The sequence below is a fragment of the Vibrio tasmaniensis genome, from assembly GCF_024347635.1.
GTDB classification, from domain to species: domain Bacteria; phylum Pseudomonadota; class Gammaproteobacteria; order Enterobacterales; family Vibrionaceae; genus Vibrio; species Vibrio tasmaniensis.
In genome coordinates, this window is record NZ_AP025510.1 from 1,799,564 (window position 1) to 1,822,661 (window position 23,098).

The window sequence follows — 23,098 nt, forward strand, 5'->3', positions numbered from 1 at the left end:
TGCACATAGTTTAGTAAATGATATACAATGCCCACAACTAAATAATGGACTCTAGATTCATGAAACAAATACAATTTCTTTCTACTTTTGTTAAAAGACAGAATGGAAAAAAAATACCTGCCGTTTTAGACCTTGAAAATGAAAAGTTAAATGAAGATCAAAACTACCAAGTGCTGTTAAACACTATCAATAACTCATTGGACTTTGACAATATCATCGTACTTGCGGGCTCTGGTACCTCTCTGACTTTTGAAGGGCTAGCTCCTAGCATGAGTGATTTATGGGACAAATGTTGTGCTGAAAACGATGAACTATTCCAAAGAATTTTACAAATTGTAGGTTATGACTCTGACAGATCGAAGAAAGATATAGAGTTACTGCTGTCGTTAAGTGATCAACATAAAGAATTAGCAAAAGGTGAAAAGAGAGATGAGTTAACCCTTTTCATCGAACAAGCAAAACAGACAATTTTAAAAGCAACCGACTTCACTGATGAGATAGCAGAAAGTGATTGGAGTGCCCATGATAAATTCATCAGAACACTAGGGCGAAGAAACCCGAAACAACAACGTTTAAAATTATTTACAACTAATTATGATTTAGCTTTTGAACGTTCAGCATCAAATACAGGCTTTGTAGTGGTTGATGGATTCGAGTTTTCAGCACCTAGTTATTTTAACCCTACTTGGTATAGATATGACATTGTAGATCGTAGCGATCAATCTAAAACGTCCAGTTCATATATATCAAATGTACTCCACCTTTATAAAATGCACGGCTCAGTGAATTGGACTCGACAAGGAAATGGTCGAGTCAAAAAGATTGATTATAAAGCGCAGAATAGTGAGCCCGTTTTTATATACCCTAGTAGTTCTAAGTATCAAACATCTTATGATTCACCATATCTCGATATGATGGCCTCGTTTCTAAATTGCTTACAGCAACCTAAAACAGCATTAATTTGTTTAGGTTTTGGATTTAACGACAAACATATAAATAATGCAGTAACAATGGCTTTACGAACTAACCCTGAATTTAATCTGCTAATAGCCACAAAAGAACCATTCAAGGAAGATGGTTCATTTAATAAAGAAGTTAGAGATTTATTGGTAGCAGCTATTAACGAGGGAGACCGACGCATTTCCATCATGGACGGGACTTTTTCACAATTTAGCGATTTACTTCAAGAGCGTAGAAAGGAAACACCCGAAGAAGCGTTATTCAAAAACTTTGAAACATTAGCCGAAAGAATCAACAATCGAAAGGGTTCTATAGATGAATTCTAACTGTTGGTTCACGCCTTATGACCCAAACCGTCGTATCGGCAGCTCTATAAATATATCACCAACTGAAATCACAGCAAATTTGTCTGATGCAGGCTCTGGAGAAGCTAAATGGCACTTAGGCGATCGAGTAGCTGCTGGAGAAGTGAATGAATTTGTGTTCATTGATTGTGGGCAGACTGCTGTATTAGGCCGCTTAGTTAAAGTGTGGTTGGATGGAGCTGAAAGATTATCCGTTGATGCGGTATCGATGGCGAATGGTTTAAACAACCCAATCGGTGTTATTCAACTTTTAACTAGTATTGATTCAGCGACAGGATATATATCAAGAGGTATAACAAGTCACCCGCGTCTTGGTAGTCAAGTATACTCAGCTCACCCCAAGTTGATTTCTTTTTTGGCTGCTGGCGATGCTAAAGATCACGAAATTAAGTTGAATATTGCTGAACTCCCCAATGATTCAACTGTAAATATTACTGTCACGCCGGACAAACTATTTTCAAGACACTGCGCAGTTTTAGGTGCTACAGGTGGTGGTAAAAGTTATTCAATGTCTAGGCTCTTACAAGAAGTCCAAGATAATGGCGGTAGAGCTTTATTACTGGATCCGACAGGTGAATACACTGATTTAGATTGCGAGACTTATTACGTTGGAAACCACGAAAAGGCAACAGACAAAAACACTCTAACATTTCCACATTGGAAGTTACCTGAATCAGATATCTTTGCGTTTTTACGTCCGTCGGCACAGACTCAGATGCCTAAATTATCTGCTGCGATCTTAAGCCAAAAAGTAGTAATTGAGCATTGGACTAAAAGGAGAGAGATGAACTTAACTCTCAATGAAAGCCATTCGCTCATTAAAGCTGACAAAGAAAAAAGCCCTTACTATGATGCTGTTAAGTCGTTAGAATCTAATCCCTCATGTAAAAGATGGTGCTTTAAAAATTTAGCGGCTCAAATAGAGCAAGAATGTATTTGGCCTTCAGGAAAGTACAATGACGCCCTCTTTGGAGGTATTCATGAGGGAGATCTGGGCTACTGTATAAGTTTAATTTCTCGTATAAAGTCATATTCTTCTAATACACACTTAAAGTGGCTTTTCGATCCAGAAAAGAACTATCAAGATATTCCTACTATATTAGAGGATTTTTCAAAAGGTGAAGGCGAAAATAAGATATTAAGGCTAGATTTATCAGCAGTTCCATTTGAATCTAATGGGCGTGAGATTCTCGTTAATGCAATCGGCCGAAAGTTAATGAATTTAGCTAGGGCTAAAGATATTAACCATGAGAATCCATTACTTGTTTTTATAGATGAAGCTCACCAGTTTCTTAACAAAACTGTTGGCGATGAAGCAAGTACGATAAAACTGGACTCTTTTGGGAATATAGCGAAAGAAGGCCGAAAGTACGGTTTGAACGTGGTTATTGCAACACAGCGCCCGCGTGATATTCCCGAGGATGTATTAAGTCAGATTGGGTCATTGATTGTACATAGATTAACTAACTTTCATGACCAAGAGATTGTAAAAAGAGCGGTAGGATCAATGGATCAGCGTTCGTCTTCTTTTTTACCAACCTTAAGTCAAGGTGAAGCATTACTACTAGGAGTTGACTTCCCATTCCCAATGATTGTGAAAATTAAAAAACCTAACATTAAACCTACATCAAAGAGTGCTGAATACTCAAAGTCATGGACAAAGCAAATAAATGCATATTAATAATGAAATAGAACTCAAACTCGACCTACAAAAAGTAGAAGGACTAACAGATATTTGGTTGAAAAAGCTTGAAGATGCTCAAGTCGGCCATTACAAAGAAACCGAACACTTAAACCGAGTTCATCAGCAATTAGGAATAACGCTTATCTTTATAACAACAGGGGTAACTGCATTCATTTTCTATAAATCGCCTTATAATCAGGAGTTAGTTCAACTTATTTTGGCTTGTGCAAGTGCACTTGCGGCAGCACTATCAGGGATAGTCACATTTGGACGTTTTGGAGAAAGAGCGATTGAGCATCGTACCACTGCAGGTCAATATGGTAAGTTACGCCGACAATTAGAGTTATTGCAAGCTAGCTCCGTAAATCATGAAAACATCAAAGAATACCGTTCTAGATTAAAAACCTTACGTATAGAGTGGGAGTACGTAGCTAGAAATGCTCCATTAACACCTAAAAATAGAAAAATATCGCTATTTAGATCTCTATTCCGCTGGGTCTAATCACTAAAAATAATATATTCAATAGTTCGGAATTTTAATGAAAAACGAAGAAAAACGCGAAACCCTAGATATCATTGAAAAACAAATATGTCTCTACCAAATAATAGAGTACAGAATAGTATTCCTATATAGATTATTAAGCTTATCATCACTATTGTTAATAACATTAGGATTTGGATGCGCCTTATACGTTTATTTCTATTCACTAGACATTCAACTGTCATTATTAGGCTATTTCCCAATATTATTTGGATTACTATTACTAGGGGCTAGAAATTTATTCCTTCCCTATAACAACATAAAAGAGATCAAGATTCTAAACCATAAAATATCTTCTGTTTATTCTAAATTCAAGTCTGGTCATATGGATGAATTGAGATTGATGAACAACATAGACGAATTAATTCTTCATTATTTAAATAACTCTAGTAATATATTTAATAACTACACTGTTAATAAGTTTATCTATAATGAACTATGGTAAATAATATGCTACATTATCTTTTACTGGTTTTTGGATTTTTTTTCCTATATCGAGCTATTCTAGTATCGCAACAAATGCGAAATATGGATTACCAAACCTTGAGGTTCGGTAACTCGAACAATTCATTTTATTTAAATACAACACTTTCCATCATCCTATTTATTGCTTTTTCTTTTCTACAATATAATATATCACCGAACCTTCCAGAAGCTCATTCAGTAAGTTCAGTAAGTATAAACACGGAAAGATGCACATTGTTAACGGATAATGATTTTATTTCTGAGAGCATTGTAACTATGTTGTCTAACATGGTTTCAAACTTAACTGCATTTATCATATTTTTTGTTTTCTCTTTTTCATTTTTATCTGTTTACTTCATCAATAAACACCCTAATCTAAAGAGATCAATAATCTATTTTTCTACCATTAGTATGAGCGTAACTATCATTGGAGTATTGCTTAATATTGAAACATTAAACCTCAAAAAGTTTAATATTTTTGAAGACAACTCAATAGAGAAGCAAGTGTTTAATTTTTATTCTTCTGATAGTTTAAACCCCGTAACTCGTATTGACGATATTATTCCTATTGCAGAAATATCTGGTTTTAGATCAGGAAGTAGTCAGATCCCTAACTATGATTGGAAATCGCTTAAACAAAGATTACAGAAAAAAGATGTTTCCATGATTTTGGTATTTGGATTTACTGACCCTCATAGAATATTAAGTAGTGCGAACACTACAAACAAATCACTTGCACGTGACAGAGCAGAAGCAGTAAAGAAATTATTACACGAAGACTACTCTATTAAAAAGCCAATAGTTACTTTGTATAACGGGTTAGAGACAGGAGTTAAACTAAAAGAGCATCAAATAAGACAATACTCTACAGATAGAAAAGTCGTAGTTTATGCAGCTATTGAAAAAGCGAAATTAAACTAATATTTTTGTTTGATAACAAAAAAGGCCTCGCAATGCGAGGCCTTTGATTTTTCTATCTATCAGAAGAGATTAGTCGCGAAGTGCTGCGCCGAATTTCTCTGAGATTGAAGCTACGATAGCATCTACTGAACCAGCGATGTCTGCATCTTCTAGTGTGCGCTCTACAGACTGTAGGCTAAGTGCGATTGCTAGGCTCTTCTTACCTTCTTCAACGCCTTGACCAACGTATACGTCGAACAGTTTAGCGCCTGTTAGGAATTCGCCACCAGCAGCGATACACGCTTCTACGATGTCGCCAGAAGCAACTGCTTCGTCAACAACTACTGCGATATCACGACGGTTTGCAGGGAACTTAGATACGGCTACTGCTTCTGGAAGCACGCGAGTGTTGATAGCTGCCCATTCGATTTCGAATACGATAGTACGGCCGTTTAGACCAAACTTACGCTCTAGTTCTGGGTGAACAGTACCAATGATACCCACTTCTTTGCCGTCTACTACGATAGCCGCAGTTTGACCTGGGTGAAGTGCTGGGTGCTTAGCAGATTTGAAGCTGTATGCGATTTCGTTTGCAGAAAGCTCAAGAACGGCTTCTAGGTCACCTTTAAGATCGAAGAAATCTACAGTGTTAGTTGCAATGTCCCAGTGCTCTTCGCCACGAGTACCAGAGATAACGCCCGCAAGCATCATTTCTTGGCGCATGCCGTTTTCAGCAGTTGCTTCAGGGATGAAACGTAGGCCTGATTCGAATAGACGAACGCGAGACTGTTGACGCTTCTGGTTGTGAACAACGGTGTTTAGAAGACCTTGGATTAGGCCAAGACGCATTGCTGACATGTCCGCAGAGATTGGGAATGGCAGAATTAGCGGCTCAACACCAGGTACAACAAGTTTTTGCTGTTCTGGTTCTACGAAGCTGTATGTGATTGCTTCGTGGTAGCCACGGTCTACAAGAAGGTCACGAACGCGCTTAAGCGGTTGGTTAGCTTCTTTGTGGTCATTCATTTTAAGTGCCGCTTTAGGCGCTTGGTTTGGAATGTTATCGTAACCGTAGATACGACCTACTTCTTCAATTAGGTCTTGCTCGATTGCGATATCAAAACGCCAAGATGGAGACGTTGCCGTCCAACCAGCTTCTGTCGTTTCAACTTCACAACCTAGGCGAGTAAGAATTTCCACTACGTCTGTAGATGGGATTTCGTGACCTAGTAGGCTGTCTAGCTTAGCGCGACGTAGAGCAACTACGTTTGCTTTAGGAAGATCAGCTTCAGATTCGCTGCCGTTTACTGGCGCAACTTCACCACCACAGATTTCAACTAGAAGCTGTGTTGCACGCTCCATTGCTGCTGCTTGAAGGGTTGAATCAACACCACGTTCAAAACGTAGAGAAGAATCTGTGTGAAGACCGTAAGCACGTGCGCGACCACGGATGTGATCCGGTGCGAAGAATGCCGCTTCAAGAAGTACGTCAGTCGTTTCAGTAGTAACACCTGAATCTTGACCGCCAAAGATACCAGCGATTGCTAGTGCTTTGTTTTGGTCAGCGATAACAAGTGTGTTGCTGTTTAGTTCAGCTTCGTTGCCATCTAGAAGTGTTAGCTTTTCGCCCTGCTCTGCTAGACGAACCACGATACCGCCTTCGATCTTAGCGAGATCAAATGCGTGCATTGGTTGGCCTTGCTCTAGCATCACGTAGTTTGTGATGTCTACAACTGGGTCGATTGAACGGATACCACAACGGCGCAGTTTTTCTTGCATCCAGATTGGAGATTCCGCTTTCACGTTTACGTTCTTAACCACACGGCCAAGGTAACGAGGACAAGCATCAGTTGCTTTAATTTCAACAGATACTGTGTCTTCAATGCTTGTAGCAACAGCTTCAACTGTTGGCTCTGTAACGTCTGCGCGGTTTAGTACGCCAACTTCACGAGCAAGGCCACGGATGCTGAAGCAGTCTGCGCGGTTTGCTGTTAGGTCTACGTCGATAGTTACGTCGTTTAGCTCAAGAAGCTCACGTACGTCCATACCTAGTGTTGTGCCTTCTGGTAGCTCAAGGATGCCGTCAGACTCTACGTCGATACCTAGCTCAGAGAAAGAACAAAGCATGCCGTGCGATGGAACGCCACGTAGTTTTGCTTTCTTGATTTTGAAGTCACCAGGAAGTACTGCACCAACTGTTGCTACTGCTACAGTTAGGCCAAGACGACAGTTAGATGCACCACATACGATGTCTAAAAGCTCTTCTTCACCAATGTCGATCTTTGTAACTTGTAGTTTGTCTGCGTCTGGGTGCTGACCGCACTCAACCACTTTACCTACTTTAACGCCGGTGAATTCACCAGCAACAGGTTCTACATCGTCAACTTCCAAACCAGCCATAGTGATTTGGTGAGCTAGCTCTTCGCTGTTAATTGCAGGTTTAACCCACTCGCGTAGCCAAGATTCACTGAATTTCATAGTTTTGACTGCCCCGGATTACTTGAATTGTTTAAGGAAACGAAGGTCGTTCTCGAAGAACGCACGAAGGTCATTTACGCCGTAACGAAGCATCGTTAGACGCTCTACACCCATACCGAATGCAAAACCAGAGTATTTCTCAGGGTCGATGCCAACAGAGCGAAGTACGTTAGGGTGAACCATGCCACAACCTAGAACTTCTAGCCATTTGCCATCTTTACGTTTCACGTCAACTTCAGCTGAAGGCTCTGTGAACGGGAAGAATGAAGGACGGAAACGCACTTCAACTTCTTCTTCAAAGAAGTTACAAAGGAAATCGTTAAGAATGCCTTTAAGTTGTGCAAAGTTTACGTTCTCATCAACTAACATACCTTCCACTTGGTGGAACATTGGCGTGTGAGTTTGATCGTAGTCGTTACGGTAAACACGACCCGGAGCAATGAAGCGGAAAGGCGGCTTGCCGTTTTCCATCGTACGGATTTGAACACCAGAAGTGTGCGTACGTAGCATTAGATCAGGGTTGAAGAAGAAAGTATCGTGATCAGTACGAGCTGGGTGATCGTCTGCGATGTTTAGTGCATCAAAGTTGTGGAATGCATCTTCGATCTCAGGGCCAGACTCAGTGCTAAAGCCAAGCTCACCAAAGAACTGTTCGATACGCTCAACTGTGCGAGTTACTGGGTGAAGACCACCGTTCTCAATGCGACGACCTGGTAGGCTCACATCGATAGTTTCTTCAGCTAGTTTCGCTTCAAGCTCTGCACGTTGAAGTGCGTCTTTGCGAGCTGCGATCGCTTGTTGAACAGCACCTTTCGCTTTGTTGATCTCTTGACCAGCAGTGCGACGCTCTTCAGGTGGAAGTTTACCTAGGCTTTGTAGTTGAAGAGTTAGTTCACCCTTCTTACCTAAATACTGAACTCGCACTTCATCAAGTGCGACTAACGAATCTGCTGTATCAATAGCAGTCGTTGCATTAGCAATGATCTCTTCTAGATGTTGCATCATTTCCTCATCTACCAGTTGGTAGTGTCCGTATCGGATGATTAGTTTTTTTAGATAGCTACACATAGTAATCAAACACGCTACCAATGCCAAATTGAATCGCTAAAAGAACAAGTTATTGACTAAAAACACGGCAAATTTAACGTTAGAAAACAGAATTTCATTGAAATCGATGAAATCAAAGAGAAACCGATACAAAAACGTCACCAAGTGAGACAGTTTGATTACATTCACAGAACCTTGTTTGAGGCGTGATGTTCACAGGATTTGGATAGGAAGGCTGGAACTGAGATAAGAAACCAAGAAGCGAGATTTAAGACCACCGCTCCTTGGTTTATTCGTAGAGAGCTTAATTTGAACGTAAAGAATGGGAGCTAAAACATCGAGTCTTTAGAAGTAATACTCCAACGCAACTTCGACAAAATCATCTTTGCGAGCGAAGAACAACAAGTCTTCTGGGGTTTCGTTCTCAAACAACCAAGCGTTTAATCGCCACTTGAGGTTGTTGTTGATTCGGCTTGATGCTTCCAGCTTCGCGCTGTAGACATCGCTGTTATCTAAGTCTTGAGTAATGCCTGTAAGCACTTCGGTGCCGTCTTCATCGTTCAAGGCGAAGCGAGCCCCGAGGAACACATCGTTTTGGCCGATGGTTTGGGCGTTGTTACCTCGGCTGTCATACAGGTATTCGGCAATGAAGCCGATGTCCCAATACGACTCAAGCGCCCCAACCCATGTGTATTCAAAACCGGTCGCGACACCTGTGTGGTTGTCGTAGCTATCGCGATAAATGCTTTCAAGCTTCCATAACCAGTCGCCCATAATGCCTTGTACATCGAGTCCGAAATGCTGCATTTGCGCGTAATACGGCTTGAGTTCATTGCCTTCTACACGATAATAAGGGTCGCGATTTGTGCCGCCTAAATAACTTAAACCGACATCCCAATCGCCGTACATTTGGCTATAGCGCAGTGCTACATCAACGTGCTTTTCTTCTCTCGACGATTCGTAAAGCGCATCGTCCGATACAGGTACAGTCGGCCTTAATCGACCATCTTCCCCTGCGAAGGTACGCTCACGAAAATACGGCAGTAACATGGCATCTATGGTTCCCCAGTCTTTGATTGATGTGAAGTGCACCATTGGCTGACCCAATTTCGATTCACCATCGACCGATTCAATGGCATCGGTTTGGTTTACTACATCCACTAAGTGCGCGGATTCGGTCACGCCCCAGAACACCTTCCCAACACCGGCTCGCAGTTCGTAATCATCCCAATACGTGAGGTACAGAGCTTCACGAACGTCGCCATGGGTGCGCTCATCATCTTCACTGTCTAGACGGTAAAACGGCGTGAAGGTAAAGCTGCCGTTGCCCTCTTGTTGCTCCCAATAAAACTCTGGTTGCAACACCAGTGAGCTTTGCCCTTTATCTTGCCCTTGCAAGCCGTTGCTAAAGAACTGCCTGTGTTCGAGGTTAACCTGCCCTGCGAGTTCTGGGGTGACCTGTTCTACGAACTCAGAGTTAAAACCTGCCGCCACACATGGCAACGACACTTGCATTAGCCCAACTGTCGCCGCCAAGGTTAAAGATAACTGCGTTCCTGTTAACACAATCCTTTTCATATTCTTGCCTTACTTTGCACGTTTAAGTGTGTTTTTTTGAAAATCCTTGTCCTTAAGACCGGTCTGGAACGCTAAATCTGTCGTGGTTAAAACGGTGCTTTTGCCTGTTTGATGGTTTTGCATCGACATGGTGTGTGCGCGCCAGTATTGGTTTAGGTATTGTTTGTAGTCTTGGAACGAGAGGGTTTTCAGCAATGCGCCTTTGCGGTCGTAAAACTCCACTTGAACGGGGCGGTAATATTGTTGGTCTAGCCATACTTTCTGCATGGTGTAGCCAGAGTTTTTATCGGTCGGTACTTGCTCCAAGACAAAGGTATCGACGCCTTCCAGATTCGCGTCTTCAATGTAGTTGAAGGTGTACTTTTCTAGTTCAAACGAGCTTAAATCTTCATAAGCAAATTCACTGCCCATAAACGGGCCTGATTTGTTACGTGAAGAGATGCGTTTGACACGTTTCAGAGCAGGTAAATACAGCCATTGGTCATCCGATTTAGAGATGTGTGAATGGTTTAAGAAAGCCGTGCCTTTTACGTCACGTGGCTCATCAAAAATGGTTAAGCCTTTGTCGCCATCGTCATCGACTTCTAATGACTTCAATCGCATCAAGCGCGTACTGCTTTCGCCCTGTTTGTTGCGAAGTAGCATCTCCATGGTCGCAACTGAATCGCCCCACCCTATATCGACGGCTTTGCGTTGCTCGGCTATTTCTAGGCCTTTCGCAGGGTCTGCTAATGCTGGGAAAGCTGCGAATGTGCCTATTGTTAACGTGCTGACGGTTAATGAGCTGACGGTAAATAATGTGGCAACGAATGTTTGTTTAACGCTTTTCATAAATTTCTCCTTGAGTCAGCCCACCGCAGCAGGCTGACGATTCCTTATTTGGTCGAAGTAGACAGTTCGGCTGTCGAGCTAGGCTGCGACTTGGTGTTAGGCTTTGATCCGAGCTGAGTTTTAACTGCATGGTGAGTCTGTTTGTCGAAGATCATCAGCAAGCTAGGTAGCAAGATGAAGTCGACCACCAGCGCGATGAAAATCACTATCGCGCTGAGCAAGCCCATATCGGAGTTGAGTCTGAAACTCGACATCGCCAGCACTGAGAAACCCGCCACAAGCACGACTGTGGTGATCCACAGTGCGCGGCCAACAGTGTGGAAGGCGTAACGAACGGCTTCTTCTGCTGATTTCCCTTCCATTCTGGCGCGTTGGTATTTACTCAAAAAGTGCACTGCATCATCGACAACGATACCCAGTGTGAGCGTGACCACGACTGACAAACCCAAGTTGATTTCACCAGAGATCAACGCCCACAAACCAAAGCCAATAATCGCCGGGGCAATGTTTGGTACTAGGCTGATCACACCCAAGCGAACCGAGCGCAGTGCGAAGATCATCAAGCCAGATATGAGTACTAAGGTAATAGGCAGAGTTGATAGCATGCTCGCCATGTTGGTTTCGCCAATGTGTGCAAACATCAATGACGGGCTCGACGCGACCACTTCATATTGCGGCGCATTAGCGGCAAACCATGAGTAGATGCGTTCTTCGAGTTCCACCAATTCCACACTGCCGAGGTTATCGACGGTGAGTACCATTTTGATCGATGATTTATCTACATTGATCTGGTTATTCAAATCCAAACCGTAAGGCAGAGACATCTCGTAAAGCAGTAGGTATTGCGCGGCAAGTTCACGGTTAAGTGGCAGTTGGTAGTAACTGTCATCGTCGCCGTGCATGTTCTTATTCAAACGCATGTAAACATCAGAAAGCGTGGCCACATGGTCGGTTTCTGGTTGAACGCGTAGCCAATCGGTAAAGTCACCAATCGCTTGTAAGAACACAGGATCAGCAATCGCTTGAGACTCGTTGGTTTTGACCGCAATACTAATGGTGGTCATGCCGCTTACCGTCTCTTCCATGAAGTCGGCCGCTTGTCTGAATTCGCTTGAGGTATCGAAATACTTCACCGATTCATCATTCACTTTGTTCAACGGAATTAACGCCGCAGCACCAACAATCACAAGAGTAGAAATAGGCAGCAGTGCTTTACGGTTAGCAACGACAAAATCGCCGAGCTTATCCATGAAGGTCACTTTATCTGCCGCCAATGGATTTGCTGGCAAGCTCTTAACTGGCAACAGTTTTAACAGCGCAGGAAGCATGGTCACAGAGAGGAAACACGCGATGATCACGCCCAATGCCGACAAGTTACCGAAGTCTCGTAATACGGGAGAATCCGACATGTTCATCATCAAGAAACCAATCGCGGTGGTCACCGAAGTAATTAAGATCGGCATCGCATTAAGCTTGATGCTGTATTGAATGGCTTGTGCTTTCTCCATCCCGCGCTGCATTGCTTGTCTCATGGTCACAATCACGTGAACACAATCGGCAACTGCAAGGGTTAATACCAAGGTTGGAACGTTAACCGTCGCGGTGCTGAGGAACATCCCTGCCCAGCCAGACAAACCCATGGTCGCGACAATCGACGAGATAATCACAACTAAGGTAGCCACCACACTAAAGAATGAGCGCAACATAAAGGTAAGGAACACCAACACCACCAACAGCATTAACGGCACGAGCGTTGAGCTGTCTTCTTGGGCCGACATCATAAACGCGTTGTTCATGGCAATGATGCCTGCCTTGTGGAACTCTACGCTCGGGTAATCGGCTTGGTACTTGGCGATCATAGTATTGATGGCCGCGATCACTTCTTGCACTTCAGCAGTTTTATCCACTTCAGGCAATTGCACGGTAACGTTAACAATGGTCACGTCACCAGAAGCCGACACCAACGCATTCTTAAGCAGAGGCTCGTTTAGGGCGATCTGTTTAACTTTGGCAATTCGCTCGGGCGTGTGCTCGTATTCTTCATACAGCAGATCTTCGACCAAGAGGTCGTCTTCAACCGCTTCGGTATGCTGATAGTTAGCAAGCGAATCGACACGGCTTGAGTACGGGATCTGCCACGCATCGACCGTGAGGTTTTGAATTAGGGTAAGGGTTTCTGGGGTGAAGACATTGCCATCTTCAGGTGCGACAACAATCGCGAGGTTGTCGGTTTTCGCAAAGGTGGTTTGGATTTCGTCGAACGCCATCAACTGTTTGTTGGTGCCTTCGAAGAAGATGTTGTAGTCCCCTCTAAAGTAGAGGTTCTTTGCCCCTAATGCAGAGAGAATGATGATTGAAAAAACCACCAGCAGAACGATAAACGAACGCTTGGTCGGTATTGAGTGCCAACTGTTATTTAGATCCCCGTTTACGCTATCGACGTTACGGTTATCTCGATTTTGGTGATCGAAAGCTGGCTTCTGGCTGTCATGTTCCATCACAGTCTCCATTTGTGACGATTCGTCATAGTTGTGTCTTAAAAAGCCAGCCGAAGCTGACAAAAGACACAATTCTTAGTCATATACTCAAGAAAACCAAAACCACACTAGGCAAACTTAAGTTTATGACGAATCGTCACTAATGGTTATTAATAAACCCACACGAGTGGGCTTAATGGAAGATTATCGACCTACTGACTCTAGGTAAGCGACTTCTTCACTGAACAGTTCTTGTTCTACACGGCGCCAGGTTTTGCGGTAATCCCAATCGCTAGAAAGGGGCTGCCAATTTAGGCCGTCTAGTAGCATGTTCGCGTTGTGTAATACTGAATACGGGTCTTGTAACCGCTTAATACAATGACTGTTTGATGCGTTCTGTGACAAGGCATTTGAACCAAATGCGATTGACCAGTTAGCAAACACGATGGCATCTGAACCCACACCAGAAGAGAACTTAAGGTCACCGGCTTCTACTGCTCGGTTTACCATTGAATCGGCTTGTTCAATCACCAACTCTTCCAGTTCATTCATCTCGGTTACACGTGCACTAGACGCTTTCTCTAGTACCCACGGGCTTTTCGCCATGATCGCACAGGTTGATAGTACCGGTTCCATGCGAGCATAGATTCGGTAAGCAACGTGCAGTGCGACAATCTTTTCACGTGTGTTGCCTTCAAACTCTCCAGAGCGAGCAAACATTAATGCCTCGGTCTTTAAAGAGTGAATACACAAGGCCAAAACCACGTCTTCTTTGCTGCAAAAGTGATTGTATATCGTACCTTTAGAATAAGAACTTGCTGCCGTTAGCCTATCCATCGTGAGGTTTCCGAACCCTTGTTCTCGAACCAGATCTTTTGCTAACAACATCAATTCTACTTCTCGGTCTGCTATAGACTGCTGCTTTTTAGACAACACGCCTTTGCAACCAAAGATACCTTGTTTATCGCCTTTACAACCAAAGCCAAACATAATTTCTCAGTCCGTATTTGAGCTTAGCTATCATCTAAGCTTCGCCAGTATTTAAAACGCTCCTATCCAATATATTAACACGAATAGTAAATTCATGTAGTTAACCATTTCGTGACGCTTCGTCATTTCTGACTTATCGTCATAATAGCGCAAATATTGATCATATCAAGGCGTTTGATAAATTAAATTTACTTTATGAATAGATGAGAAAACCATCAATAATCACATCGCGTGACTAACTGGCATAGCATCAGTAACCGACATAAGCTCACTAACCATCATAAGATCAATAACCGACACAGCCTCACTAACCAACGCGGCATCACTAACCAACACAGGAAGAAGCGCCTTAGTTTGGCGAAACCAATACAAGCCCATTACGCTGTCTTCATCTAAATAGAGCATGATGGTTTAGGACAGTCAGCTATTCGAGCCGAATGGAGGGGTACGTAAACCACGAGAATGAGTGAGTTCAGGTTCACTTTTTGGTGCAGACCTCTCCTTATGGTTAATATTTGGCTTACTAATGCCGTTTTCTACTAAGTTGCTATAAATTAGGTAAGGGGTGACTTACAATAGTGGCAACGACTTACCTTTTTTGAGAACACGATATTGAGCGCCAAATATTCTTATTTAGCTTGGCAAGTGAATACTTCTAGCCCAGCAGAAAAGCTTGTTTTATTGATGCTTGCAGACGGTGCTGACGAATTCGGCTACACCAATGTGAGCTTACAAACAGCAGGTCAACTTTGTGCTCTCTCTACGTTTGGTTTAGCCGACTGCCTTAAGTGTTTAGTCGACCAAGGTTTTCTCGATAAGATAAAAGTAGATTATCGAGATCAAAAAGAGATTCACGTTTTCAAAATGCTCATTGAGCAAGAGCAAGCTACGGCGCACGTTGAGGTTCAACCGACCAACAGTATTCCTGTCTACTCTACGGCACCTGCACCTGCACCTGCACCCAAGTTTCAGCCTGCTCCGGCACCGATTCAACACATGCAGCATGCCCCTCGCCCACAAGGCAGAGGCTCAATGAACAGCAACACCGTCTCTACTCATGATCTCAACGAAGAAGAGATACCATCATGGGCAGAACGTGCGTTTAAATTCTCCGGTTTGACCGGTGACCATAGTTTAGTATGGAAGAAATTTGTCCTCTGGTATAAAGCCAAAGCCAATGAATTAATGCCACTATCTCGGATTGAATCCAAGCTGCAGTACTGGCTAGTTAACGAGAAGCAAAATGAAAGACAACAACAGCAGAAGACCTCTCAATATTCAGGAAATGCAGGACAAGCTCAAGGAAATGGGTATCGACAAAAGCTTAGCCCATCTGAACGCTTCAGGCAGCAGCTCATTCAAAAAGGCAAAAAGCCAACCTTCTGAGCCAGCTTCACCTGTTGTTCCTGACTCTACTGGCTCAGTAGTACCTGACGTTATTGAAGCACAGAGCACTGAAGTAGCGACACCCAATGCTGCTAGCACGGGTTCGTCTCAACAAGTGCCTGTTGTTGACCAAGATCCCGCAGAATTAGAGCTGACCGATTGGTGTATCCATGTTTTCGGTTCTTTCTTGAGCGTGTACGAAACTCAGTGGGAATACCAATACGGTAGTGAGCCAAGCGGAAAGTTTCTTGAGTTTGCGCACTCTGTAGACTCAGACGGCCTTAATCGCGTGCTAATGCATTGTCATGAGCGTATTCAACTAGGCAACAGTTGGCCGCCACAAATGGGTGAGCTTTGGATTCTAAAGGATTCATTAACAGAAGAAGAGCTGCTTGATAGCCGCATTCGCGTGTTGTCACGCACAGCTGTTAACAACATTGAAAAATGGCTTATCCAAAACAAGCTGTACGACTTGAAACGCACCGCTGAAAACAAGCTTGATGGCCTGTTTAAGAAGTACTATTTGGAAGCAAAACGTTTAGATGAGAAAGGCATGCTAGAAACTGAATTACCGCAGTTCCTTCTTGCTGCTAACTCGGTAAAGAACCTGAACGATTTAAAACGTGAAGAGTACGAAAGCCAACATGGCAAAGCGATTAACCCGAGAATTCAAAAGATTCTAAACAGTAAAAAGTAACTGTTCGCGCTAATGCTACTGTCTATGGTCTATGGTCTATGGTCTATGGTCTATGGTCTATGGTCTATGGTCTATGGTCTATGGTCTACGGTCTACGGTCTATGGTCTATGGTCTACGGTCTACGGTCAGAAAATACCGTCAAGATTACCCGGTCAATAGATACAAAAATGCCAGCTATCAAGCTGGCATTTTTTATGAGTTTTATTAACCCATCAAACAATTATACCAATCACAGTAAGTAAGTGATCAAAAATAGCGCAGGAAAAAGGCTTGAGAACAAGGCAGAATTTTTCGATAAGTAGTTATTTTACAATCAAAAATTCTAACACAGTTATCGAGCGTTTTAACCAGCTAGGGTGACCAGTTATTTACTACGATTGGTATTATCCGACCGCTATTTACGATCGCCTTACTGATTAATTACAGTAGGTGGATAGTTGCGTTTAGAGTGAAAACACCTGAGTTATCATCTTTCATGTTGAAAGTTTGGTAACTAGCGCCTACAGATAGTGGACCAAAGATGAAGTATTCTGCGCCTACACCGTACATGATATCAACTTCGTCTTGCTTGAAGCCGTTCGCTTTAAGCTCGTAAGAGTGAAGACCACCCTTCGCGTACACGTGAAGAGGACCAAAATCGATGCTTGGTTTGATTGCTAGGTAAGTTGTGCTTGCGTCTAGTTTAGTCAGTGTTTGGTTGCCGTATTTAACACTGTCGAAAGAACCTAGATCCCAGTAACCCGCTTCAACACCAATAAATGGAAGGATGCCCGTACCCACGTGGATACCCATCGCTGTCTCTTCTTTATTACCTAATGAGTTTTGACCACCCATTGCGCCGCCGTACAACCAAGAATCAGCCATCGCTGTTGAAGATGCACCTAGCAGTGCTAGAGCCAATAACGTTTTTTTCATATTCGACCTTTTTCGTCCTGTTGGCAGGCCTTGTGTGGTAATAAATTGCCACCAAGTCGCCCTGTATGTAATAACTATTCAATTAGTAATGCAATAAGCAAGATTTATACCCAAACCTTGCCATTGCGTCTAGCTTTATTCGTTTAGCAAGCATCAATCGCGTTTTTAACACGCTTATCTGATACTGGGTAAGGTGTGCCGAGTTGCTGTGCGAAGAAGCTTACACGAAGCTCTTCTATCATCCAACGCACCTCTTTTACATTTTCTGGAACCGCAATCCCTTTTGGGATTTTATTCAGCAGCTCTTTGTAATTATTCATTACTGACTCAACTTTGATCATATGAAGACGATCTTTGTTCGGGTCAATCGGCAGTTTCTCCATTCGACGCTCTATCGCTTTCATATAGCGTAGAATATCCGGCAAGCGTTTCCAGCCGCATTCTGTGGCAAACCCCTTAAAAATCAAACCTTCTATTTGAGCTTTAATGTCTGAAAGCGCAAATGCCATTGAAAGATCGACACGCCCTTTCAGCTTCTTGCTGATGGCGAATGCCGTGGTTAAGATGGTTTCAACCTGTTGAGCAATCTCAACAACTGTGTCATCCAACTCCGCACGTACGTGTTCTTTTAGAGCTTCAAACTGCTCTGGCTCCCAAACTATGCCGCCCTTCTGCTCAATCAGCTTATCAATACCACAAGCAATACAGTCATCGATAAGATCGAGCACCTGTCCGTATGGGTTGAAGTACAAACCAAGCTTAGATTTGTTCGGCAAATTCGAGTGCAAGTATTTGATTGGCGATGGTACGTTCAACAGAATTAAACGACGCTGACCCGATTTCATTGCAGTGATCTGCTCTTGCTCAGTTTCAAACAGTTTGATCTCTACGCTGTCTTTGGTGTCCACCAGTGCAGGGAACGCTTTAACATCATAGCCACCACGTTTCTGTTGGTAGACTTTTGGTAACTCACCAAAGCTCCACGTATGCAGGTTTTGCTGCTCAATGTCATCGTCTGCCACTTTAGAAAGTGTTTCTTGAACCTTGTCTTTCAGGCTCTCTTTCAACTCATGCAGGTCTTTCTGCTCTTTCAGCTTGCGTTTGCGATGATCCACAGCACGGAATGTTACCTTTAAGTGCTCTGGAATCTGGTCTAACTTCCAGTCATCACGTACCACTTCCACACCGGTCATGCGGCGCAGCTCTTTCTCAAGAGAATCCAATAGTGGAGCTTCAAGCGGCGTAACACGAGCCAAGAATGCATCCGCGTAGTTTGGCGCAGGCACAAAGTTACGGCGTAGCGTTTTCGGTAACGACTTAATTAGGCTAATCACCAGTTCCTGACGTAGGCCTGGGATCTGCCAATCAAAACCGTTCTGGTCGATTTGGTTCAAGATAGGCAGCGGGATATGTACCGTTACACCATCGTTGTCATCGCCCGGCTCAAATTGGTAGCTTAGCTTCAGCTTGATTCCGTTTTGGTGCCAGAAGTTCGGGTAGTCCAAATCAGTTACGTGGCTTGCATCACCTCGGAACAGCATCGACTTTTCAAAGTTAAGCAGTTCCGGTGTTTTTTGGCTGGTCTTCTTCCACCATGTATCGAAGTGACGGCCTGAAACCGCTTCTTCACCCACACGCTGGTCATAGAAATCGAACAGTTCATCATCGTCAATCAAGATGTCACGACGACGAGACTTATGCTCAAGCTCTTCAACTTCTTGCAGTAGCTTACGGTTCTGCTTGAAGAAAGCGTGCTTGGTTTCCCATTCACCTTCAACCAATGCGCTGCGTACAAACAACTCACGGCTGACGGTTGCGTCAATCGCACCGTAGTTGACTAAGCGTTTGGGAATGATTGGGATACCGTAAAGCATCACTTTTTCGTGAGCCATTACTGCCGCTTGCTTCTTCGACCAATGTGGTTCGCTGTAGCTGCGCTTAATCAGGTGTTTCGCTAGTGGTTCAATCCATTCCGGCTGAATTTTGGCGATAACACGCCCCCAAAGTTTTGAGGTTTCCACCAGCTCAGCAGACATGATCCACTTAGGCTGTTTCTTAAAGAGGCCAGACGCAGGGAAGATATGGAATCGTGCATTACGAGCACCTTGATATTCATTCTTCTCTTGGTCTTTCATACCGATGTGTGAAAGCAGACCTGATAGCAGTGACATGTGAATGCCATCGTAGCTGCCCGGCTCTGTATTCAGCTTGGTATCTAATTCACGCATCGCTTGGTTAATTTGGAAGTACACATCTTGCCATTCACGGATACGTAAATAGTTTAAATAATCTTGCTTACACTGTTTGCGGAACTGGTTACTCGACAGCTCTTTCTGTTGCTGCTTAACGTAATCCCAAAGGTTCACAAACGTGATGAAATCCGACTCTTTATCGAAGAAGCGCTTGTGCTTATCGTCCGACGATTGTTGCTTGTCTGATGGGCGCTCACGCGGATCTTGAATTGACAATGCAGAGGCAATCACCATCACTTCATGTAAACAGCGGTTACTTGGGGCTTCAATCACCATACGCGCTAAACGTGGATCGATCGGCAGCTTCGCTAGCTTACGACCAATCGCGGTTAGCTTCTTCTTATCGTCGCCTTGATTCTTGTTTTTGTTCGTAGCAGGTTCAGCGGTTGCGATTGCACCTAGCTCTTCAAGTAGCCTTACACCATCTTGAATATTGCGCTTATCGGGCGCTTCAACAAATGGGAATGCTTGAATGTCGCCTAGGCCCAGCGCTGTCATCTGAAGGATAACGGATGCTAGGTTAGTACGAAGGATCTCAGGGTCAGTAAACTCTGGGCGTGATTCGAAATCTTCCTCAGAGTACAGACGAATACAGATACCTTCCGCAACACGACCACAACGACCTTTACGCTGGTTGGCACTCGCTTGAGACACTGGCTCAATCGGTAGGCGTTGTACTTTAGTGCGGTAGCTGTAACGGCTAATACGCGCCGTACCCGGGTCGATGACATACTTGATGCCCGGAACGGTTAACGAGGTTTCAGCCACGTTGGTCGCAAGAACGATGCGTCGCCCAGTGTGAGACTGGAAGATTCGGTTCTGTTCGCCCGCCGAAAGACGTGCGTAAAGCGGAACAATTTCGGTATCACGCAGGTTACGTTTACTTAAAGAATCGGCAGTATCACGAATTTCACGCTCACCGTTCATGAAGATCAAGATATCGCCTTGGCCTTCATCACACAGCTCATCAACGGCTTCAAATATGCCTTCGATTTGATCGCGATCTGAATCACTGTCATCACCACCTAGTGGGCGGTAACGCGTATCGACTGGGTAAGTACGGCCTGATACTTCAATGATCGGTGCGTTGTTAAAGTGCTTCGAGAAACGCTCAGGATCGATAGTCGCCGACGTGATAATCACTTTCAAGTCAGGACGCTTTGGTAGAAGCTCTCTTAAGTAACCCATGATGAAGTCAATGTTTAGACTGCGTTCGTGGGCTTCATCGATAATGATGGTGTCGTACTGGCTTAAGAAACGGTCGTGCTGAATTTCCGCCAGTAGAATACCGTCGGTCATCAATTTGATTTGGGTGTTTTCAGAAATTTGGTCGTTAAATCGAACCTTGTAACCAACGAACTCACCTAACTGAGTTTCCATCTCTTCTGCAATACGGTTGGCAACCGAACGCGCCGCAAGACGACGAGGCTGAGTGTGACCAATTAGGCCAAAACGACCTCGGCCAAGCTCAGAACAGATCTTTGGTAACTGAGTGGTTTTACCCGAACCTGTTTCACCCGCCACGATAACCACTTGGTTTTCAGCAATGGCCTTCGCAATATCATCGCGCTTTTGGCTTACTGGGAGAATCTCTGGGTATTCGATGGTGGGTTTCTGCGCAGCACGCTGAGTTGCCGTCATCATCGACTTGGCAATATCTAAGGCAATCTCATCGAAGACAGCGTGCTTAGATTGTTCGTTCTTGATTTTACTCGCGCCAGTAATTCGCTTACTCAAACGGAAGCGGTCGCGCATCATACATTCGTGGAGCGCTTTACGAAGAGATACTGGGCTATTTTGAGATGGTTTTGTCTTTGTCGCTGACTGTTCAGCTTTCTTGGCATTTGATTGTTCAGCAGGCTTGTTCGATGCAGCTTTGTTTGGTTTCGCTTGGTTCTGTGAAGAACTCGGCTGTGCTGCATTCTTGTTGTTGTCTGCTTTTTCCGGAGACGAAGTCAAAGCGTGTCCTATTCTTGTACTTATTAAACTCGCGCGATTATATCACAAGTCTCAAACAAAAAAGCCTGACAACAAAGGGAAAACCTTTTGCTATCAGGCTGATTAGTCACTCTAACGTTAGTCAAAGCGATGAAAGCGTGACTAACACAAACCGAATATCATAAAATCCGCAGTTAAAAACTAAACGCTAAAAACGCCTGCTATAAACGGCCTGCTAAAAACCGCGCTTAGAACTCGTATTGTAGATAAACCGTGTTGTAGTTACTGCCGCCTTTAATGCGTCCAAACTGAGAGGCATTTTCAAAGATTGCAGAACGGTGATGCAACGAATAACCGAACCACAAATTGTTCAGATCATTCTTACCCACCAAGTCGCCGACGTTTACGTCGACCGAAAAGTCGAGATAATTCAGCAAGTGGCTTCCGGTATAGCCCTTTTCTTTCATCTCTTTCGCTTCGATATAAGTCAGCGAATCGATGTAAGACATGCCTTCTGCCACTCCAACACGCCATTGAGTCGGCCAGTCGAAAGTGTAATACGCTTTGATAGCGACAATGTATTCAGTGCTGCTCGATTGAACCTCTGAATTCCAATGATGCGCGATACCTGGCGTTAAATAGATGTCCAGTGGGAAACCGAAGATCTCATCGGTTAACGGATGGCCATAGAAGAAGGAAGTCAGCTGGTTGTTGTATTCGTCTTTCTCCCTATTGAACTTCATGATGTCGCCAATATTTGATGGCGTAGCCCAACCGTGTGCGACACGTAAATACGGCGCATTGCTCAACTTAGGTTTTGGCGCTTTGGTTTTATCGTTGAAAAAGCCAAAACCAAGGTAAAGTTCGCCTTGATAACGGTCTTCAATAATCGACGAATCGTAGGCGTTATCATCCAGTCGAGTCAGACTGGTTGAACCCAATAAATACAAGTTCGAAAACACATGGTAACGCGCTTCTACACCGACATTCAGATCCACACCTGCTCCGATGGTTTCATTGGCTGCTGAGTAATACTCGCTGTTGAAATCCGCACTTTTATAACGCAGTGTCGCACGCGGAGTGACCTCCCAGTCTCCGGTTTCAAACTTAGCTTTCGCCCGTAAGTTACCGTGGAAGTTATATTCACTGTCACTCATGAACTCTGTTTCAACGATCCACTGTTCATCCAGTTGATACGTTAACTGAGCACCAAAATCTGCCGTATCGCCTTCAATTGCGTTCTGTTCAGCAGCTGGGATATCAATAAAACGCATTCGAGATATAGCATTAAGAGACCATTTCTCGTCGTCGGGTTGGTAAAGGTAAGCACCCATCTCAGTCCCATCAATGAACACATAATCGTTCTTGAAAAATAGCATGGGAACAAAAGAGTTAACCGTTTGGTCACCACCTGACGTGTCGTAAGGAATACTTGCCGTACGAAACATCGCGGCAATCCCCCACTCTTGCTCTTCATCAGCCCACGCATTAGCACTTAGGAAAACGCTACTGACGAAAACGCTACTGACAAAAACAACACCCGACGAAGCGAGAGTCGGTAAATATTTGAGCTTCATTCTTATGTAATTACTC

Annotated in this window: 16 protein-coding genes; 6 read left to right on the forward strand and 10 right to left on the reverse strand. The window is 43.8% G+C overall.

Annotation, left to right across the window (positions count from 1 at the left end; translation table 11 throughout):
* Nucleotides 1–59 precede the first annotated feature (59 nt).
* From OCV44_RS08160 to OCV44_RS08175, 4 genes are all read left to right on the forward strand, one after another.
* Nucleotides 60–1,286, forward strand: a complete 1,227-nt coding sequence (locus OCV44_RS08160) for an SIR2 family protein (RefSeq protein ID WP_139684836.1) — start codon at nt 60–62, stop codon at nt 1,284–1,286.
* Nucleotides 1,276–3,006 carry an ATP-binding protein gene (locus tag OCV44_RS08165; RefSeq protein WP_139684837.1) on the forward strand — a complete coding sequence of 577 codons (1,731 nt, stop codon included), beginning with the start codon at nt 1,276–1,278 and terminating at the stop codon, nt 3,004–3,006. Before OCV44_RS08160 ends, OCV44_RS08165 begins: the two co-directional genes overlap by 11 nt.
* On the forward strand, nt 2,996–3,511 hold the full coding sequence (locus OCV44_RS08170; protein ID WP_139684838.1) for an SLATT domain-containing protein: 516 nt from the start codon (nt 2,996–2,998) through the stop codon (nt 3,509–3,511). Before OCV44_RS08165 ends, OCV44_RS08170 begins: the two co-directional genes overlap by 11 nt.
* 567 nt (nt 3,512–4,078) lie before the next feature.
* Nucleotides 4,079–4,936, forward strand: a complete 858-nt coding sequence (locus OCV44_RS08175; RefSeq protein WP_170213721.1) for an OmpA family protein — start codon at nt 4,079–4,081, stop codon at nt 4,934–4,936.
* 69 nt (nt 4,937–5,005) lie between these two features.
* Here OCV44_RS08175 and pheT read toward each other — a convergent pair whose 3' ends face one another.
* The 7 genes from pheT to OCV44_RS08210 form a co-directional block, all read right to left on the reverse strand.
* Nucleotides 5,006–7,393 carry a phenylalanine--tRNA ligase subunit beta gene (gene pheT, locus OCV44_RS08180; protein WP_017088172.1) on the reverse strand — a complete coding sequence of 796 codons (2,388 nt, stop codon included), beginning with the start codon at nt 7,391–7,393 and terminating at the stop codon, nt 5,006–5,008.
* Between the two features lie 18 nt (nt 7,394–7,411).
* Nucleotides 7,412–8,395 (reverse strand): phenylalanine--tRNA ligase subunit alpha, encoded by a 984-nt coding sequence (pheS, locus tag OCV44_RS08185; protein ID WP_004734764.1) that lies wholly within the window; start codon nt 8,393–8,395, stop codon nt 7,412–7,414.
* Between the two features lie 390 nt (nt 8,396–8,785).
* Nucleotides 8,786–10,018: a hypothetical protein gene (locus OCV44_RS08190; protein WP_139684841.1), complete on the reverse strand. Its 1,233-nt coding sequence runs from the start codon at nt 10,016–10,018 to the stop codon at nt 8,786–8,788.
* A 9-nt stretch (nt 10,019–10,027) separates the two neighbouring features.
* Entirely contained in the window at nt 10,028–10,849 is an 822-nt protein-coding gene (locus tag OCV44_RS08195; protein WP_139684842.1) for an outer membrane lipoprotein-sorting protein, read from the reverse strand.
* Nucleotides 10,850–10,893: 44 nt separating this feature from the next.
* A complete protein-coding gene (locus tag OCV44_RS08200; protein ID WP_139684843.1) occupies nt 10,894–13,410 on the reverse strand; it encodes an efflux RND transporter permease subunit in 2,517 nt (838 codons plus the stop codon).
* A 120-nt stretch (nt 13,411–13,530) separates the two neighbouring features.
* Entirely contained in the window at nt 13,531–14,316 is a 786-nt protein-coding gene (locus OCV44_RS08205; RefSeq protein WP_009847004.1) for a TetR/AcrR family transcriptional regulator, read from the reverse strand.
* Between the two features lie 222 nt (nt 14,317–14,538).
* Nucleotides 14,539–14,721, reverse strand: a complete 183-nt coding sequence (locus OCV44_RS08210) for a hypothetical protein (protein WP_139684844.1) — start codon at nt 14,719–14,721, stop codon at nt 14,539–14,541.
* Between the two features lie 207 nt (nt 14,722–14,928).
* Here OCV44_RS08210 and OCV44_RS08215 point away from each other — a divergent pair, with 207 nt between their 5' ends.
* Complete coding sequence (locus OCV44_RS08215; RefSeq protein ID WP_139684845.1) at nt 14,929–15,702, forward strand: hypothetical protein; 774 nt, start codon at nt 14,929–14,931, stop codon at nt 15,700–15,702.
* Nucleotides 15,623–16,399 carry a hypothetical protein gene (locus tag OCV44_RS08220; protein WP_139684846.1) on the forward strand — a complete coding sequence of 259 codons (777 nt, stop codon included), beginning with the start codon at nt 15,623–15,625 and terminating at the stop codon, nt 16,397–16,399. The genes OCV44_RS08215 and OCV44_RS08220 overlap by 80 nt, the downstream gene beginning before the upstream one ends.
* 421 nt (nt 16,400–16,820) lie before the next feature.
* Here OCV44_RS08220 and OCV44_RS08225 read toward each other — a convergent pair whose 3' ends face one another.
* From OCV44_RS08225 to OCV44_RS08235, 3 genes are all read right to left on the reverse strand, one after another.
* Nucleotides 16,821–17,315, reverse strand: a complete 495-nt coding sequence (locus tag OCV44_RS08225; RefSeq protein WP_139684847.1) for an outer membrane beta-barrel protein — start codon at nt 17,313–17,315, stop codon at nt 16,821–16,823.
* 143 nt (nt 17,316–17,458) lie between these two features.
* A complete protein-coding gene (gene hrpA / locus OCV44_RS08230) occupies nt 17,459–21,526 on the reverse strand; it encodes an ATP-dependent RNA helicase HrpA (RefSeq protein ID WP_139684848.1) in 4,068 nt (1,355 codons plus the stop codon).
* A gap of 227 nt (nt 21,527–21,753) precedes the next feature.
* Nucleotides 21,754–23,082: a MipA/OmpV family protein gene (locus OCV44_RS08235; RefSeq protein WP_139684849.1), complete on the reverse strand. Its 1,329-nt coding sequence runs from the start codon at nt 23,080–23,082 to the stop codon at nt 21,754–21,756.
* Nucleotides 23,083–23,098 lie beyond the last annotated feature (16 nt).

Excerpts from the sequence above, each read along its gene's own strand:
- OCV44_RS08160 (WP_139684836.1), top strand. The coding sequence starts at position 60 with ATGAAACAAATACAATTTCTTTCTACTTTTGTTAAAAGACAGAATGGA.
- OCV44_RS08165 (WP_139684837.1), top strand. The coding sequence starts at position 1,276 with ATGAATTCTAACTGTTGGTTCACGCCTTATGACCCAAACCGTCGTATC.
- OCV44_RS08170 (WP_139684838.1), top strand. The coding sequence starts at position 2,996 with ATGCATATTAATAATGAAATAGAACTCAAACTCGACCTACAAAAAGTA.
- OCV44_RS08175 (WP_170213721.1), top strand. The coding sequence starts at position 4,079 with ATGGATTACCAAACCTTGAGGTTCGGTAACTCGAACAATTCATTTTAT.
- pheT (WP_017088172.1), bottom strand. The coding sequence starts at position 7,393 with ATGAAATTCAGTGAATCTTGGCTACGCGAGTGGGTTAAACCTGCAATT.
- pheS (WP_004734764.1), bottom strand. The coding sequence starts at position 8,395 with ATGCAACATCTAGAAGAGATCATTGCTAATGCAACGACTGCTATTGAT.
- OCV44_RS08190 (WP_139684841.1), bottom strand. The coding sequence starts at position 10,018 with ATGAAAAGGATTGTGTTAACAGGAACGCAGTTATCTTTAACCTTGGCG.
- OCV44_RS08195 (WP_139684842.1), bottom strand. The coding sequence starts at position 10,849 with ATGAAAAGCGTTAAACAAACATTCGTTGCCACATTATTTACCGTCAGC.
- OCV44_RS08205 (WP_009847004.1), bottom strand. The coding sequence starts at position 14,316 with ATGTTTGGCTTTGGTTGTAAAGGCGATAAACAAGGTATCTTTGGTTGC.
- OCV44_RS08210 (WP_139684844.1), bottom strand. The coding sequence starts at position 14,721 with ATGCTCTATTTAGATGAAGACAGCGTAATGGGCTTGTATTGGTTTCGC.
- OCV44_RS08220 (WP_139684846.1), top strand. The coding sequence starts at position 15,623 with ATGGGTATCGACAAAAGCTTAGCCCATCTGAACGCTTCAGGCAGCAGC.
- OCV44_RS08225 (WP_139684847.1), bottom strand. The coding sequence starts at position 17,315 with ATGAAAAAAACGTTATTGGCTCTAGCACTGCTAGGTGCATCTTCAACA.
- OCV44_RS08235 (WP_139684849.1), bottom strand. The coding sequence starts at position 23,082 with ATGAAGCTCAAATATTTACCGACTCTCGCTTCGTCGGGTGTTGTTTTT.